The organism is Rhizobium sp. rho-13.1 (genome assembly GCF_007000305.1).
Taxonomy (GTDB): Bacteria; Pseudomonadota; Alphaproteobacteria; order Rhizobiales; family Rhizobiaceae; genus Rhizobium; species Rhizobium rhododendri.
In genome coordinates this window covers 564,684-580,979 of the sequence record NZ_SCFL01000001.1, presented here as the reverse complement: position 1 = coordinate 580,979, position 16,296 = coordinate 564,684, and the positions used below count along the sequence as shown (strand labels likewise).

The window sequence follows — 16,296 nt, the reverse complement described above, 5'->3', positions numbered from 1 at the left end:
TTCGAAAATGACTTTTCGTGACAATTTTGTGATGATAATCAACAGGTTAGCAGTTCTCTGAGGGGAGTGCTGCCAATTGATCTGACCCTCGCCCTTACCGGACGAGGTGCCGTGTCAGCCGGCGTTCTGTCCATTCCAGGAAATGACGCAGGATTTCGACGATGCTGAGGTAGAAGATCGCCGCCCAGAGGTAGCTCTGGTAATCGTAGGTTTGCGAGAAGGCGTAGCGCGTTTCACCCATGAGGTCGAAGACGGTGATGATGGCAACGACCGCCGAGCCCTTTACCATCAGGATGATTTCGTTGCCGTAGGGGCGAAGCGCGACGATCAGTGCCTGCGGCAGGATGATCTTGAAGAAGGCTACCAGCTTGGGGATGCCGAGCGACGAGGCTGCCTCGTGCTGGCCCTTGGAGACGCTGATGATGGCGCCACGCAGGATTTCCGTCTGGTAGGCAGCGGTGTTCAGTGTCAGCGACAGCAGCCCGCAATACCAGGCCTCGCGAAAGAACCACCAGAGGCCGACCGACTGCCATTCGGGCCGAAAGCTGCCGAGGCCGTAGTAGATCAGGAAAAGCTGGGCGAGGATCGGCGTTCCACGAAAGACGTAGACGTAGACATAGGCAAAGCCGCTGAACAGCCGGTTCTTCGACATGCGGGCAAAGGCCAGCGGTACTGAAAGCACCGCGCCGAAGACGATCGAGAAGGCCACCAGCTCGAGCGTCGTTATCAGGCCATGCACGAAGCGCGGTCCGTATTTGAAGAATTTCTCGTTGTCCCAGTTGGTAATCATCATCGCCAGCAGGGCAACACCGAGGAGAGCCCAGAGGGTCACGACGATGTAGCCTGTCATCCGGGCCGGTCGCATCCGGGTCATGGCCTCTGGTGGCGGCGCGCGTGGCGGGATAAGGGCCTTCGAATAGCTCATCGCGATGCCTCCGAGCGCTTGGTCCACCGGTCGATAAAGCCGAGGCCGACTGATGAGACAATGGCGAGGAACAGATAGAGGCCGCAGGCAAGCAGGTAGAAGCCGAAGGCATCCTTGGTGACGCGCACCGCGATGCCGGTCTGGCGCAGGATGTCGGTCAGGCCGATGATCGAGACGTAGGAGGTGTCCTTCAGGAGGTTCATCCAGAGGTTCCCGAGGCCGGGCAGGGCGATACGGATCAGCTGCGGCAGGACGATCAGCTGCATGGTGCGAAATCGCCCGAGGCCCAGCGAATCGCCAGCCTCGTACTGGCCTTTGGGGATGGCGCGGAATGCCGATAGCAGGACTTCGGCGCAATAGGCGGAAAACACCACCGAGAGAGCCAGCATGCCGGCCACGAAGGCATTGATCTCGACGCGTCCCTCGTAGCCGAGAGAGGCAAGCAGGCTCTGGAGGGCGATCTGGATGCCGTAATAGACGATGAACAGCGTTAGCAGTTCGGGAAGACCGCGGAAGATCGTCGTGTAGATGCTGGCCGCCAGCCGTACGGACTTTTCTTCCGACTGCTGGCCGAGCGCCACGAGGAAGCCGATGGCAAGGCCGACCGGCAGGGTGGACAGCGCGACGACGATGGTGACCTTCATGCCGAGGGCAATCTCGTCGCCCCAGCCTGTATCGCCGCAGGCGATGACCGTTCCCGAACCGAACAGACTGAAAAGGCCGACCGGCCCGCATAAAGGATCGAAGATAGTGCTCATCCGATCCCACAGGGATCCGAGGGCGGAAAACGCTCCGCTCATGCCTTTATTTCCCCTCGCGACTGTTTCGTCGCTTACTATTACCGACAGTTCTCAAATAAAAACGGCGGAAGAGCAAGCCTCCCGCCGCCAGTATTTTGCATCGCATCTAAACCCGGCGATTACTTTCCGTAAACGTCGAAGTCGAAATACTTGTCCTGGATCTTCTTGTAAGTGCCGTCGGCGCGGATGGCGGCAAGCGCGGTGTTGAGCTTGGTCTTCAGCGCATCGTCGCCCTTGCGAACGCCAATGCCGGCGCCTTCGCCGTTGATAACCGGATCGATCGGCAGGGTGCCGAGCATCTTGCAGCAGCTGCCGGCATCCGACTTGACCCATTCCGACAGGACGACGACGTCATCGATGACGGCATCGATACGGCCGTTCGTCATGTCGAGCTTGTACTCGTCAGCGGTCGGATAGAGCTTCAGTTCGGCATCCTTCAGGTGGGCCGTCGCATAGTTGGCGTGGGTCGTCGACGACTGGGCGCCGATGGTTTTGCCCTTGAGGCCGGCGTCGGTCGCTTCCGTGACCTTGGAATCCTTCGGCACAGCAATGGCAGGTGGGGTGTTGTAGATCTTGTTGGTGAAGTCGATCGACTTCAAGCGCTCAGGCGTGATCGACATGGAGGAGACGATCATGTCGAACTTCTTCGCCTGCAGGGCAGGAATGATGCCGTCGAAATCCTGGTTGACGATCGTGCACTTGACTTTCATCTGGTCGCAAAGAGCGTTGGCGATGTCGATGTCGAAGCCCTGGAACTTGCCGGCTGAATCCAGCGATTCGAAGGGCGGGTAGGTCGCATCGGTGCCGATGGTCAGCGTGTCGCCGTCGGCCATGGCCACGCCGGAAAAGAGCGACATCGCTGCGAGCGACGCTGCGGCGAAGAGACGGGTTGAGTTGCGCATGTGGATCCTCTCTGTTGGTGACCGCGGGGTGTTCTTGTTTTCCGCGCGCGGTTTGAATGGGGCGGAAATCGCGAGGACCGCCTTGCGGAGATAATTTTCCTCTTTTCGAGAGAATTGCAACCGGAATCATCTGTCGATGATGCAGTGCACAGTTTCCGCGCCCGGAGGCCATGTGAACGGTGGCTGCACGCAACATTCATCGGGGATTCATTTCACGGACTTTAGAAAAGCGGAACAAAATGAAGGCCGATACCCTTTGGATGCGCCCGACCGCAAATTGGCCCGAATGTATCGGAACAAGACACCCGAGGGCGGCCGGATCGAGAAATTCGGTTCGCCATAACGACAAGACCAGAACGACAAGAAACGAAGAGGAAATTCCGTGGGTACCAGATCAAGATTGTTCGCCAGTGCCGCCTTTCCGCTGCTGTCCCTGTCGCTGATGCTGCAGCCGGTGCACGCCGCGATGCTGGTCGGTGGCACCGTCAACACCACTGTCCGGCAAGCGGACAATGCTGCATCGTTCGAGGTAGCGCAGGCGACAGCCGAGCCTGCGGAAGACGAGCAGGACCCCAAGAAGAAAAAGAAGCCCGGCGCTGAGGAGCCCGGCAAGGAGCCGCCGAAGGCCGAAAAGCATGGTGAGCCCGAAGCGCCCAAGGCTGAAAAGCCCGCAGAGCCCAGAGCCGAGAAGCCGGTAGAGCCCAAGGCTGAGAAGCCTCCAGAGCCGAAGGCCGAGAAGCCGGTAGAGCCGAAGGCTGAGAAGCCGGCTGAACCGGAAGCGCCGAAGCCCCCGAAGGCTGAAAAGCCCGTCGAAATGGAAGCACCGAAGCCGCCGAAGGCCGAAAAGCCTGCCGAGCCGGAAGCTGCCCCTGCAAAGCCGAAGGTACAGGAACTGGAAGCGCCGAAGCCTCCGAAGGCCGAGAAGCCTGCGGCAGCCGAGCCAGAGGCACAGCCCGAAACCAGGAAGCCTGCGGCCGAAGCGCCTGCTGTTCGCTCCAAGGCAGCCGAAGCCCCCGCAGCAGAGCCGGCAGCGCCTGCACCGCCGCCAGCCGGCAAGCACCAGAAGCCTGCAGAGGCCAATGGTGGGGCAGCGCCGGCGCCTGCAACGCCGGGTGAGAAGCCCGTAAAGCCCGTCATGCCGGCCGAAAAGGTCGCCCCGAACGCCGAGAAGCCTCCGGCACCGGCCGCTGAAGGCGTTGCGCCTGCCAAGCCTGCCGCCGAACAGCCACCCGCAGCAGCCGGCCAGCGCCAGGTCGCCCCCGGCACCGAACCGGTTGCCCCTGGCAAGCCGGCACCCGGAGCAGCCGCTGCCCCTGCGGCCAACGGTGCCGCACCGGCAGCCGTAGCACCAGCAGCGCCAAGCATTGCCGGGGAGCAGGTTTCGCCAGCCGAACTGCAGCGTCGCCAGAAGATCGCCGAGAACCCGGCTGCGGCCGGCGCAGGCAGCGGTCCGGTCATCCTGCCCGTCCAGAACGGCACTGCCGTCCTCGACAGCGACAAGGATGCCGCGCGTCGTGGCCACCGTGGCCAGCCGGGCGTAGGTCAACCGGGCGCTCCCGGCCAGCCCCCGGCTCCCGGCCAGCCGGCAGCGGCCGCACCGGGGCAGCCGGCTCCGCCTGCACCTGCCAACGTCCGTGCGCCGACATCCGATGCCGACGCGCAACGCGCAGCCGGCGGCAACCAGGCGCCACCGGTGAAGATGGAAGCCGTCACCAGCGAGCAGGGTCGTCGCATGGACAGGCAGCCGGATTATGTCTCGCCCCAGGGCGTGCGCATCGACGACCGCCAGGACAACCGCGTCATCGTCAACTTCGGCGACAACGTGTTCGTGCGGCATGACGACACGCAGCGCTTCGTGCGCGATGGGGAACGCCCGGTCTACGAGCAGCTGCCCCGCGACCGTTACCGCGAGACGATCGACCGTCCCGACGGCGACCGCATCGTAACCGTGCGCAATCGCTATGGCGATATCATCCAGCGCTCGCGCATCGATGCACGCGGCCGAGAATATGTGCTGTTCTATTCGCCCGAGCTGGAGAATTCGCCGGATCAGGACGACTATTACCGCGATCCAGGTGATGAACTGCCGCCGATGCGCCTGCGCATTCCGCTCAACCAGTATATCATCGATACCAGTGCCGATCAGGACCAGGATTACTACGACTTCCTGCGCAAGCCTCCTGTCGAGCCGGTCGAGCGTGTCTACTCGCTGAACGAGGTTCGCTACTCGGCTCGTATTCGCGATAAGGTACGGCGTATCGACCTCGATACGATCACCTTTGCGACGGGCAGTGCCGAAATCCCGATGGAGCAGGCAAAGACGTTGCGCGGGATTGCCGAGGCCATCGGCAGTATCGTCAAGAAGGATCCGACTGAGACCTTCCTGATCGAGGGTCATACGGATGCCGTGGGCACACCTCAGAGCAACCTGATCCTTTCCGACCAGCGCGCTGAATCTGTCGCAAACGTGCTAACCGACGTCTACGGCATCCCGCCGGAAAACCTTGCGACGCAAGGCTATGGCGAGCAGTACCTGAAGATTAACACACCGGGACCGGAGCAGGAAAACCGCCGCGTCACCATCCGCCGCGTCACGGCGCTGGTTCGCCCTGTTGCCGTCCGGTAACCACCTCTCCTGATGAAGAAAATAAGCCGCCGGAGAAATCCGGCGGCTCAGACTGCTGACAAACCCTGAAGAAGCGTGTTTGACGAGAGCGATACCTTACTCTCCCTCATTCTCGCCCTTGTGTCGGGGATCCAGCGACACAACGTCTGTCGGGTCAAAAGACTCTTTCAGCTCAAAGACTTGAGCTGACTGGATCCCCGCCACAAGGGCGAGGGTGAGGGGAGTTTGACAACCGGCTGAATTTCCCGAGTAACCTGCAGAGTTATTAGATCATAGCTTTGTCATCAGTCTGCGCCGCCGGAGAAATCCGGCGGCTTTTTTTATGGGCTCGGCTTTTCGAGGCCGACGGTCGTGACGATGAAGTCGGCGATGGCCATTGTGTCGTCGAGGTCGAACACGGGCAATCCGCCGTTAACGGCTGCGTCGTCAGCTGAAACCTCGTGATCTGCGGCGATTGCGACGATATGTGGGTCCTGCGGTGCCAGGGGTTCGCGGTTGGCCGATGCCGACCGCCGGGCTTCGATCTTGGGGATCGGCTCGCGCTTGTAACCCTCGACAAGGACCAGATCGCACGGGGCGAGGCGGGCGAGGATCTCGTCGAAGCCAGGCTCCGGCGCACCGCGCATCTCGTGCATGATGGCGTAGCGCGTGCCTGACACCAGCGCCACCTCATGGGCTCCAGCCTCGCGGTGACGGAAGCTATCGGCGCCGACCTTGTCGATGTCGAAGTCGTGGTGGGCGTGCTTGATCGTCGAGATCCGGTAGCCACGCCGGGTGAACTCGGTGACGAGGCGAACCGCGAGCCCGGTCTTGCCGGAGTTCTTCCAGCCGGCAATGCCAAAAGTCTTCGGCGGTGTCATCGGTGCAGGGCCTGGAGCCAGAGCTCGGCGGCGGCGAGTTCCTCTGGCGTGTTGACGTTGAGGAAGGGATCGATAGTGCCGTTTTCCGTCTGGATCAGCGGAAAGATCACTTCAGCCAGCGGATAGCGCCGCTGGAAGTCGCGCACTCGCCGCTTTCCATCCGTCAGTATCCAGCTTTCGAGCTCGTCGGCCAGCGACACCGGCCAGAGGGCGACGATGGGGTGCTGCTCGCCGCTCGACGAGGCGATGGCAATGGTCTCGCCGTCGTGGCGGGCATCGGCGAGCCGTGCCATCAGGTCTGTCGGCAGGAACGGGCCATCGGTCGGCACGGTCAGGACATGGCTGGCGGCGGGATGGTTCGCCTTTGTATCGCGCATGGCCGTCAGAACGCCAGCGAGCGGGCCCAGTTGTCCGGGGAGGGTGTCGGGCACCCGGCGCAGGCCGTCGCCGCCTTCGAAGTCCAGCGGCGCGTTGACGGCGACCTCGCTCGACTGCGGGGTCATGCGGGCAACGATGTGCGCAATAAGCGGCACGCCGCCGACGGTCGCCAATGCCTTGTTGCTTCCCATCCTGGTCGAGCGGCCGCCCGCAAGGATGACGCAGGGCAGCTTTTCTATCGCGAACACCATCGTGTCTTGTTCCTCTGTCAGACGGGAACGCGCGGATCCGATCTTTGTGCCAGCTGGCTGGCGTGTTTGCGCCGGCTCTCGCGGTAGAAGGTATAGAGGCCGGAGGCGATGACAATGGCCGCGCCGACCGCCGTCCACAGATCAGGCATCTCGCCGAAGAATATCATGCCGAGCAGGGCTGCGAAAATCAGGCTGAGATAGCGCATCGGTGCGACGACGGCGATGTCTCCTGTGCGCATCGCAAGGATCGCCGTCTGGTAGCCGGCAAGCACCATCACCGACGCCAGCGCCAGATGCATCAGCGCGACCGGGCCTGGGCTATGCCAGCCGCCCAGCGGCACGACGAGGATGCCGCCGATCAGCGACACGCCGATGGCCGTGCAGACGGTCACCATCAGCGACGGCACCTGCTTGTCGACGCAACGGGTGGCGAGATCGCGGGCGGCGGTGATGAAGACGCTGGCGATGACGATCAACGCTGCCGGCGTGAACCCCTCCGGCCCGGGACGGACGATGACCAGCACGCCGAGAAATCCGACCGTGATTGCCGACCAGCGCCGCCAGCCGACGGGCTCTTTCAGGAACAATGCGGCGCCGAGCGTCACGGCAAGCGGCAAGGCCTGGATGATCGCCGAGGCATTGGCAATCGGCATCATGCCGAGCGCGGAGATGTAGGTAGCGGCCGCCAGCGCCTCGCAGACCACGCGCAGCAGGATCATCGGCTGGGCAATGACCTTGAACGAACGCAGCGCACCCAGGTGTCTGGCGATCAGGTAGACGATGACGCTGGTGAGGAGGCCGCGCAGCAACATGATCTCGCCGGCATTCATGACCGAGATGACCGATTTCGACAGGGCATCACTGCAGGAAAAGGCCGCCATGGCCGCGGCCATGTAAAGCGCACCTTCCGTATTCTTCGATCGAGCCATCGTCACTTCCACCGGTTTGCGTGGCAGTGTCTACGCGGGAAAGCGGCGATTGGGAATCTGTGACGGACAGGTTATCGGCAAAATCGTTTGTGCGATGCGGTATGAGGCCCTGAGACACGGTGTGCGGAATTAACTCATGTCGGCAGCCAGTCGTGCGGCCCGCTGCTTCTCTTGTGGTTATCCTTCTTTAAGTCGACGGGTACGCTCGGTCAGAAATATGTCAGTGGGAGAAAGGCGAGCGCGATCGAAGGTTTTACCGATGGTGCTCAGGTGGCGATCATCGATAATTTCTCCGCCCTCCAGTAGCTCGAGGAAGAGCTTTTCATCCCCTTCGATAACTTGGAAGGTGACGGTGAACGTTACGCTTTTCCACTTCTGCATGTAGAAGGCGACGATTTCCCTGATGCTACGCAAGGCAGTGGCAGCCTGTTCAGGTTCATCTATCAGCACCCAGAGGCAGGCCTCGCCAAATTGCAGCTGCAACTCTCCGACCACCATCTCCCAGGCTTCGCCATCATGCTCTCGCGCTTTTAGCAAGATCACTCTGAAGTCGTCGATTATTTCTCGTTCCATCTCATCGTCTCGTGTTTATGGATCGAGTTGGATAGTCCACCCTACGTGAAGGATAAGCTGTTTTGCCTGGCGCCGCAGTTTATGCTGGGTCGCATCGACCAACGGGCCTATGCAGACGATCACCACGTCAAAGTTTCGACCGCCTTGTACTCTGTATGTCACTCGCTTCGAACCTATATGTCACCCGCCGGTGACGCTCATGTGGCGGGCGACGGCGGGGCGGTTGTGGGTGCGGTCGATGATGAAGTCGTGGCCTTTCGGCTTGCGGCGGATGGCCTCGTCGATTGCCATGCTGAGGAGTTCGTCGTCGGGGGTGGCGCGAAGGGCGGCGCGCAGGTCTGCGGCGTCGTTCTGGCCGAGACACATGTAGAGCGTACCGGTACAGGTCAGGCGGACGCGGTTGCAGCTTTCGCAGAAATTATGCGTGAGCGGGGTGATGAAGCCCAGCCGGCCGCCGGTTTCCTCGACGGTCACGTAGCGGGCGGGGCCGCCGGTGCGGTAGCCGATATCGGTCAGGGTAAACTGCTTTTCCAGATCCGACTTCACCTTGGATAAAGGAAGATACCGATCGGTGCGGTCTTCCTCGATCTCGCCCATCGGCATCGTCTCGATGACGGTGAGGTCCATGCCGCGTGCATGGGCAAACCGCAGCAGGTCGGGAATTTCCGTTTCGTTGAAGCCTTTCAGCGCGACTGCATTGAGCTTGATCGTGAGGCCGGCGGCAAGGGCGGCATCGATGCCTTCCATCACCCGGGCGATATCGCCCCAGCGAGTGATTTCCTTGAACTTGTCGGCATCCAGCGTGTCGAGCGAAACGTTGATGCGGCGCACGCCGCAGGCGTAAAGCTCGTCTGCGAAACGGGCGAGCTGCGAGCCGTTGGTGGTCAGCGTCAGCTCCTCGAGGGCGCCGGACTTGACCTTGTCGCCGAGGCTGCGGATCAGCTGCATGATGTTCTTGCGGACGAGTGGTTCGCCGCCGGTGAGCCGGATCTTGCGCACGCCCTTGGCGATGAATGCCGAACAGAGCCGGTCCAGCTCTTCCAGCGTCAGAAGGTCCTTCTTCGGCAGGAATGTCATGTTTTCCGCCATGCAATAGGTGCAGCGGAAGTCGCAGCGGTCCGTCACGGAAACGCGCAGATAACTGACCATCCGACCGAAGGGGTCGATCATTGAGGAAGGGCTTGCCGAAAGTGGAGAGGCGCTGGCGATAGCGCCGACGATGCTGTTCACAAATATATCTCCGTGATTGGGCATAACTGGGACGACTGGCTTGTTGCGTCAAGGCAAATGCTCGAGAAAAGAGTCTTGCGCGCGGTGCGGCCGCAGCCTAGTCCTGCGGTTGTAGCAAAGAGTGGGGCGCAGTATGAGCGGGATTTGGCCGACCGAGTTGCGGGTATCGAAGGATCGGCAACGATTGCTGGTGACTTTCAACGATGGCGCCAGTTTCGACATTCCGGCCGAACTGATGCGGGTGACATCCCCGTCTGCCGAGGTTCAGGGGCACGGACCCGGCCAGAAGGTGACCGTTGCCGGCAAGCGCGATGTCGGCATCATGACGATTACGCCAACCGGAAATTATGCGGTCCGCATCCGCTTCGACGACCTTCACGACACCGGCATTTTCACTTGGACCTATCTGCGAGAGCTGGGTGAGAATGGGCCGGCGCTGATGGCAGCCTACGAGAGCGAACTGGCCGAAAAAGGCCTAAGCCGCGACAGGGTCGGCCAGCGCTGAGAACATCAGGTGGGGGATAGAGTATGACCGGTCGTAAAGCGGATGGATGGTTACGTCAGAAGGGGAGCCGGAACGAGCACCGGGTCTCGTTCGTCGAGTTGTTTTTCGACCTCGTGTTTGTGTTCTCGATATCTCAGCTTGCCCATGCGCTTTACGAGCATTTCACCGCGCTCGGCGTACTTCAGGCGCTGCTGCTGACGCTGGCCGTCTGGTGGGTGTGGATATTCACCACCTGGGTCACCAACTGGCTCGATCCGGACCGGCAGCCGGTGCGGGTGATGCTGTTCGTGCTGATGCTCGCCGGCTTGATTCTCTCTGCATCGATCCCCGAGGCGTTCGGCGAGAAGGGCCTGATGTTTGCCGGCGCATTCGTGTTCATGCAGGTAGGGCGCTCGCTGTTCGCGGTCTACGCGCTGCGCCACGCCGCCCCCTCCAATCACCGCAATTTCCTGCGCATCACCGTCTGGCTGATGTTGTCCGGCGTCTTCTGGATAGCCGGTGGCCTGGAGGAGGGAGAGGTACGGCTGGTGTGCTGGCTGGTAGCACTGGCGATCGAATATGCAGCACCGGCTGCCGGTTTCATTGTGCCGGGCCTCGGGCGCTCGACGCCTGCGGACTGGAACGTCTCGGGCGCACACCTGGCGGAACGCTGCGCGCTGTTCATCATCATCTGCCTCGGCGAGGCCATTCTCGAGGCCGGGGAGACCTTCTCCGAGATGCCGCTCGTGCCGCAGAGCATGATGATGCTCGTTTGCGTTTTCGCCGGCACGGTGGCGATGTGGTGGATCTACTTCCAGTTCGGCCACGAGCGTGCTGCCCATCGGATCGAGCATGCCGAGTTGCCCGGCAGTCTCGCGAGGCAGGCGTTCACCTACGCGCATATCCCTATCCTTGCCGGCATCATCGTCACCGTGGTCGCCAACAAGCTCGCCCTGACGCATCCGGACGATGTGGCGGACCTTGGCGTTGCCGGCGCTATCCTCGGTGGCCCGCTGATTTTCCTATGCGGTAATCTCTGGTTCAAGGCGACCACCGGCAACCGTCCGCCGCTGTCGCATCTTGTTGGTATTGCTGTTCTGTTGCTGTCGATGATGCTCGCGTCGCGGGTCGACAGGTTTGACCTAGCAATCCTTGCGACCGGCATTCTGGTCGGAGTGGCGCTGTGGGAATTTGTGTCGCTGCGGCACAGTTCACAGACCTTGCGGCAGCGCTGACCCGCTTCGGTATCGGGGCTCAGTTCTTGTAGATCAGCCAGCTCTTGCTGAAATCCTTCTGCATGCCGCTCTGATATTGCGACGTGCAGTTGCGTCCGGAATTTTTGGCCTGATAGAGCGCGATATCGGTGTTGCTGTAGAGTTCGCCCGGATCCTTCGCTTCCGACGCCATGCAGACGCCAAGCGACATGGTGATCGGCCCGTAGTCGACGCGGGTGCGCGAATTGCGGAAGGGGGTCGATTCGAGAGTGCGGCGGATCCGCTCGCAGATCGCCATCACCTCGTCAGCCGTATTGCCATCGATGATCAGGGCGAATTCTTCGCCGCCGGTGCGCGCAACGAAGACGTCACGGCGAACGTTGGCGCGGATTACTGACGCGACTGTCGCGAGGATCTTGTCGCCGACGGGGTGGCCAAAGCTGTCGTTGACCTTCTTGAAATTGTCGATGTCGCATAGCACCAGCGCCGTGACGGACTTCGCCATCGGATTGTCGAACACCGATGCGAGGCGGTCATCGAAGGCCCGGCGGTTGGAGAGGCGCGTCAGGGAATCGGTGTTGGCGATGCGCTTGTATTCGTCGAGTTCCTTGCGAACCTGGTCCATCTCCTGCGAGCGCTGGGCAACATCCTCAACCGTCTTTTCGCCGCGCGCCATGGTATCGCCGGTGGCTTCGGTCAGCATGTCGATCGCATTGCGCAGCAGGTCGGCGCTGTTGGCGGTCTTCGAGGTAATGCGGACGAAGGTTTCGCCGAGTAGCTTGTTGTAGCTGGAAAGCGATGTCTGTTCCTGCTTCAGGGCGCGCAGCACGCCGTCCAGCTCGTTTATGATCCGCGAATGGGCGTCGTCGTAGATCCGCGTGGAATGGGAAAAATACTGGCTGCCGAGAAGGTCGATCTCTTCCTGCGTGGCGTTGCTGCCAAGCGCTGCAAGGTCGCGGGTGAGGGCAGGGTTGGAGCCAATATAGGCTTCGTAGAAAAGCTCGTAATTGCGCGGGATCGGAGCAACGCCCATGGCTCGCATAGCATAGATGATCTGTCCTGCCACGTCGGGAATTTGCGACCTGGACGCAATCACCGTGCTCATTGGCGAACTCCTAAGGATTTAAATGACTATGGTTTATGTAGCCTAAATTTCTTTTGAAAAGATTAAGGGTAACCTTGCTGGAAATTAGTAATGAAATCCTGCGAATACTGTTAAGCTATTGAATATAATTGTAATTATCGGAAGTGTGGTTGCAGTTTTTGTTCTTGTCGGCGAGAAATGTCTACCAGAAGTTAATATTATATATGTCTAATTAAATGTTTTGGTTGCGTTGCGCATCCCGGCCGAAGCCGGGATGCAAGGCTCGAATGTTACTTCGGGCCGATCATGTTTTCTGGCCGAACCAGTGCGTCGAACTCCTCGTTGCTGAGGTATCCGCCGCCAACGGCTTCCTCGCGCAGCGTGGTGCCGTTCTTGTGGGCCGTCTTGGCGATCTTGGCGCAGGCGTCGTAGCCGAGGCGGCCGTTCAGCGCGGTGACCAGCATCAGCGAGTTCTCGACGCCCTTGCGGATGTTGTCCTCGCGGGCCTCGATGCCGACGACGCAATTGTCGGTGAAGGAGACGGCGGCGTCTCCGAGCAGCTGCACCGACTGCAGGAAGTTGTAGGCCATCATCGGATTGTAGACATTGAGCTCGAAATGACCCTGGCTGCCGGCAAAGGTGATTGCGGCATTGTTGCCGAAGATATGGGCGCAGACCTGGGTCAGGGCTTCCGACTGGGTCGGATTGACCTTGCCCGGCATGATCGACGAGCCCGGTTCGTTTTCGGGCAGCGACAGTTCGCCCAGACCGGCGCGTGGGCCGGAGCCGAGGAAGCGGATGTCGTTGGCGATCTTGAACAGGGCGGCAGCAGCAGCAGCGATGGCGCCGTGGGCAAAGACCATGGCATCGTGGGCGGCCAGCGCCTCGAACTTGTTGGGGGCCGTGACGAAGGGCAGGCCGGTGATCGCTGCGATCTCTTCGGCAACTTTCTCGGCAAAGCCGATGGGTGCATTGAGGCCGGTGCCGACGGCCGTGCCGCCCTGGGCGAGTTCATAGAGACCGGGCAGCGTCAGTTCGATACGCTTGATGGCCGAGCCGACCTGGGCTGCATAGCCGGAGAATTCCTGGCCGAGCGTCAGCGGGGTGGCATCCTGCGTGTGGGTGCGGCCGATCTTGATGATGTGGGCGAAAGCCTTGACCTTGGCTTCGAGCGCCTCGTGCAGGTGGCGCAGGCCCGGCAGCAGGTGGTGGACGATCTGCTCGGCGCAGGCGACATGCATCGCCGTCGGGTAGGTGTCGTTGGACGACTGGCTCATGTTGACGTGATCGTTCGGATGCACCGGCTTCTTCGAGCCCATGACGCCGCCGAGCATTTCGATTGCCCGGTTGGAAACCACTTCGTTGGCATTCATGTTCGACTGGGTGCCGGAGCCGGTCTGCCAGACGACCAGCGGGAAATGCGCATCGAGCTTGCCGTCGATCACTTCCTGAGCGGCGGCGACGATCACTTTACCGAGATCGGCGTCGAGCCCGCCGAGCTCCATATTGGCGCGGGCGGCTGCCTGCTTGACGATGCCCAGCGCGCGGACGATCGACATCGGCTGCTTTTCCCAGCCAATCTTGAAGTTGCCGAGCGAGCGCTGCGCCTGTGCGCCCCAGTACCGGTCGCTGGCAACGTCGATCGCGCCAAACGTGTCGGTTTCCTTACGGGTGGAAGTCATTCTGCTGCCTTTCGTGGGACCGTGGAGCTGCCGCTCCGTTCGAAAATCCGCGTTGTTATAAGGCCGATCCGCCGGTAAGAAAACAGCAAAGAGAAGTCTCCTGAAAGTTGCGTCGACTCGATCTTTCCAGGCCGCAAATTCCCGTGCTATTTATATCACGCGCATTGCCAATGTTTTTCGGCCGATTTTTACGCCTCAATTGCAACGCAAAATTCCACAAAAAATTAACCAATAATTTCATAATTTTGTGTGAACTTCTGAGCGTTCGACGCGGCCGAATCCCATGCGAAAAGCAAGTATTCGTGCGTCGTTCCGACCGGGTGGTTTTCTTCCAATTCACCGCCCGATCTTCTAGTATCGCTGAATTATTTGACATGAGCTCGGGCTGTCCGACACACCCATGACAGGGGACTGAATTGAGAACGACATTTCTGACGAAAGCAGCAGCATCCGTCCTGGCACTATCCTGTGGCCTGACGATCGTTGGCACGTCTGCGCATGCCATGACGCTGATGGATTTCATTCGTGGCGGCAAGGGTCGGTCGCAGCAGCAGGTTGACAGCAATCAGATCCTGCCTCCGAGCATGCCGATTGCTCCCGTCCCGAGAGAAGGTGCGGGTGGTGGTGGCCCGGCTCCGAAGGTCAGCTCGCCGACCTACTACACCTACAAGCCCGAGCCGATGCGCCTTGTCGCAACGAGCAAATTCGCGGATCCGGTAGTCACCGGTGCCGTCGCCGATGTGTCTGCCGCTCCTGTCGCAGTCGACCCGTCCAGCGCCCAGCGTCGTTATCTCACCGAAGCCCGGGTGTCGGCGACCAACGATGTCGCCAAGGCTCTGGAAGATTATTACGCCGACAGCAAGAAGCCGATGGTCTGGGTTGCCGATAATGCGGTGTCCGAGAAGGCCAAGGCCGCCATGGCTGTGCTGGCGCAGGCCGATCTCATCGGTCTCGATCCCGACGACTACAAGGTTGCCGTTCCCGTCATCGACGAGGGCAGCGTCAATCCTGCCGACCGTGACCGGGCCCTGACACAGTTCGAACTGGCTTTGTCGGCCAAGGTTCTCGCCTTCGTGCAGGACAACCAGCGCGGCCGCATCGATCCGAACAAGCTGTCCGGCTATCACGACTTCAAGCGCAAGGACGTCAACCTGATGCCCGTGCTGGGCAACCTGTCGCTCAGCCCTGATGTCACCGCCTATCTCAACAGCCGCAGCCCGCAGAACCCGCAGTTCGATGCCCTGAAGGCTGAATATGCCCGGTTGAAGGCCGAGACTACCAACGATGCCAACCGCGTCGCGATTACCCTCACCGGCATCATCAAGCCCGGCGATACCTCGCCGCAGATCGCCAACATCGTCAAGGGCATCCAGCTCAAGGGTTCCGATGCGCTGACGACATCTCATGCCGACGTGTTCTCGTCCTATCAGCAGACGCCGTTGTACACGCCGGAACTGGTCTCGCTTGTCGAAGCCTTCCAGAAGGAAAAAGGTCTGACGGCCGATGGCGTCATCGGCCAGTCTACCGTTCGTGCGATCGTCGGTGAAAACAGCGATGCCAAGCTGCAGAAGCTGACCATCGCCATGGAACAGCTGCGCTGGCTGCCTGACCAGCTCGGTCCGCGCTACGTCTTCATCAACCAGCCGGCCTTCATGGTCTACTACTACAACGACAACAAAGAAGCGTTGTCGATGCGCGTCGTCGTCGGCGCCAAGGGGCACCAGACGAACTTCTTCGAGAACCAGATCCAGACCGTCGAGTTCAACCCCTACTGGGGCGTGCCGCAGTCGATCATCGTCAACGAGATGCTGCCGAAGCTCAGGGCCGATCCGAACTATCTCGACAAGACCGGCTATCAGGTCGAGGTCAACGGTCGCGCCGTTCCTTCGTCCAGCGTCGACTGGTACGGATCGACCACCAATATCGCCGTGCGTCAGCCGCCGAGCAGCGACAATGCGCTGGGCGAACTGAAGATCCTGTTCCCGAACAGCCATGCGATCTACATGCATGACACGCCGTCGAAGAGCTTCTTCAAGAAGGACATGCGCGCCCTCAGCCACGGCTGTGTCCGCCTGGCCGATCCGCGCGCCATGGCAGCGGCAGTGCTGAACACGACTGTTGCCGATGTCGCCAAGCAGATCGCCACCGGCGAGAACAAGGCCGTGCCCGTGCCGCAGCGCTTCCCGGTCTACATCGCCTACTTCACGGCGTGGCCGGACAAGGATGGCGTCGTTCGCTACTTCGACGATGTCTACGATCGCGACACCTACACGATGAAGGCGTTCGCTACGACGACCAAGGTCCGCGAAGCGCAGATCTGATCGCCTCCCTCTGACAATGACTTTCGACAGGCGGCCC

The 16,296-nt window shown here is 60.9% G+C and carries 14 protein-coding genes; 4 read left to right on the top strand and 10 right to left on the bottom strand.

Features of this window, described 5'->3' with window-relative positions:
- Nucleotides 1–94: 94 nt before the first annotated feature.
- From EQW76_RS03020 to EQW76_RS03010, 3 genes are all read right to left on the bottom strand, one after another.
- Complete coding sequence (locus EQW76_RS03020; RefSeq protein WP_142822970.1) at nucleotides 95–925, bottom strand: ABC transporter permease; 831 nt, start codon at nucleotides 923–925, stop codon at nucleotides 95–97.
- Nucleotides 922–1,725: an ABC transporter permease gene (locus EQW76_RS03015; protein ID WP_142822968.1), complete on the bottom strand. Its 804-nt coding sequence runs from the start codon at nucleotides 1,723–1,725 to the stop codon at nucleotides 922–924. The genes EQW76_RS03020 and EQW76_RS03015 overlap by 4 nt, the downstream gene beginning before the upstream one ends.
- Before the next feature lie 119 nt (nucleotides 1,726–1,844).
- Complete coding sequence (locus EQW76_RS03010; protein ID WP_142822966.1) at nucleotides 1,845–2,627, bottom strand: ABC transporter substrate-binding protein; 783 nt, start codon at nucleotides 2,625–2,627, stop codon at nucleotides 1,845–1,847.
- Between the two features lie 382 nt (nucleotides 2,628–3,009).
- On the opposite strand from EQW76_RS03010, the gene EQW76_RS03005 reads away from it, so the two are divergent.
- The gene (locus EQW76_RS03005; protein WP_142822964.1) at nucleotides 3,010–5,253 is read left to right on the top strand and encodes an OmpA family protein; all 2,244 of its coding nucleotides are present in this window, start codon (nucleotides 3,010–3,012) and stop codon (nucleotides 5,251–5,253) included.
- Between the two features lie 320 nt (nucleotides 5,254–5,573).
- Here the strand turns inward: EQW76_RS03005 and mobB are convergent, their stop codons facing one another.
- From mobB to moaA, 5 genes are all read right to left on the bottom strand, one after another.
- The gene (mobB, locus tag EQW76_RS02995) at nucleotides 5,574–6,113 is read right to left on the bottom strand and encodes a molybdopterin-guanine dinucleotide biosynthesis protein B (RefSeq protein WP_142822962.1); all 540 of its coding nucleotides are present in this window, start codon (nucleotides 6,111–6,113) and stop codon (nucleotides 5,574–5,576) included.
- Entirely contained in the window at nucleotides 6,110–6,742 is a 633-nt protein-coding gene (mobA, locus tag EQW76_RS02990) for a molybdenum cofactor guanylyltransferase MobA (RefSeq protein WP_142822960.1), read from the bottom strand. Before mobA ends, mobB begins: the two co-directional genes overlap by 4 nt.
- Nucleotides 6,743–6,759: 17 nt before the next feature.
- The gene (locus EQW76_RS02985) at nucleotides 6,760–7,671 is read right to left on the bottom strand and encodes a DMT family transporter (protein WP_142822958.1); all 912 of its coding nucleotides are present in this window, start codon (nucleotides 7,669–7,671) and stop codon (nucleotides 6,760–6,762) included.
- A 177-nt stretch (nucleotides 7,672–7,848) separates the two neighbouring features.
- Nucleotides 7,849–8,244, bottom strand: a complete 396-nt coding sequence (locus EQW76_RS02980) for a hypothetical protein (protein WP_142822956.1) — start codon at nucleotides 8,242–8,244, stop codon at nucleotides 7,849–7,851.
- A 180-nt stretch (nucleotides 8,245–8,424) separates the two neighbouring features.
- A complete protein-coding gene (gene moaA, locus EQW76_RS02975; RefSeq protein ID WP_142822954.1) occupies nucleotides 8,425–9,474 on the bottom strand; it encodes a GTP 3',8-cyclase MoaA in 1,050 nt (349 codons plus the stop codon).
- A 133-nt stretch (nucleotides 9,475–9,607) separates the two neighbouring features.
- On the opposite strand from moaA, the gene EQW76_RS02970 reads away from it, so the two are divergent.
- Nucleotides 9,608–9,979 carry a DUF971 domain-containing protein gene (locus tag EQW76_RS02970; RefSeq protein WP_142822952.1) on the top strand — a complete coding sequence of 124 codons (372 nt, stop codon included), beginning with the start codon at nucleotides 9,608–9,610 and terminating at the stop codon, nucleotides 9,977–9,979.
- Between the two features lie 23 nt (nucleotides 9,980–10,002).
- The gene (locus EQW76_RS02965) at nucleotides 10,003–11,193 is read left to right on the top strand and encodes a low temperature requirement protein A (RefSeq protein ID WP_142822950.1); all 1,191 of its coding nucleotides are present in this window, start codon (nucleotides 10,003–10,005) and stop codon (nucleotides 11,191–11,193) included.
- A 19-nt stretch (nucleotides 11,194–11,212) separates the two neighbouring features.
- Here EQW76_RS02965 and EQW76_RS02960 read toward each other — a convergent pair whose 3' ends face one another.
- Entirely contained in the window at nucleotides 11,213–12,277 is a 1,065-nt protein-coding gene (locus EQW76_RS02960) for a GGDEF domain-containing protein (protein WP_142822948.1), read from the bottom strand.
- Between the two features lie 269 nt (nucleotides 12,278–12,546).
- Nucleotides 12,547–13,938, bottom strand: coding sequence for a class II fumarate hydratase (fumC, locus tag EQW76_RS02955; protein WP_142822946.1), 1,392 nt, complete (start codon nucleotides 13,936–13,938; stop codon nucleotides 12,547–12,549).
- A gap of 503 nt (nucleotides 13,939–14,441) precedes the next feature.
- Here fumC and EQW76_RS02950 point away from each other — a divergent pair.
- Nucleotides 14,442–16,259, top strand: a complete 1,818-nt coding sequence (locus EQW76_RS02950; RefSeq protein WP_142823591.1) for a L,D-transpeptidase family protein — start codon at nucleotides 14,442–14,444, stop codon at nucleotides 16,257–16,259.
- Nucleotides 16,260–16,296: the final 37 nt, after the last annotated feature.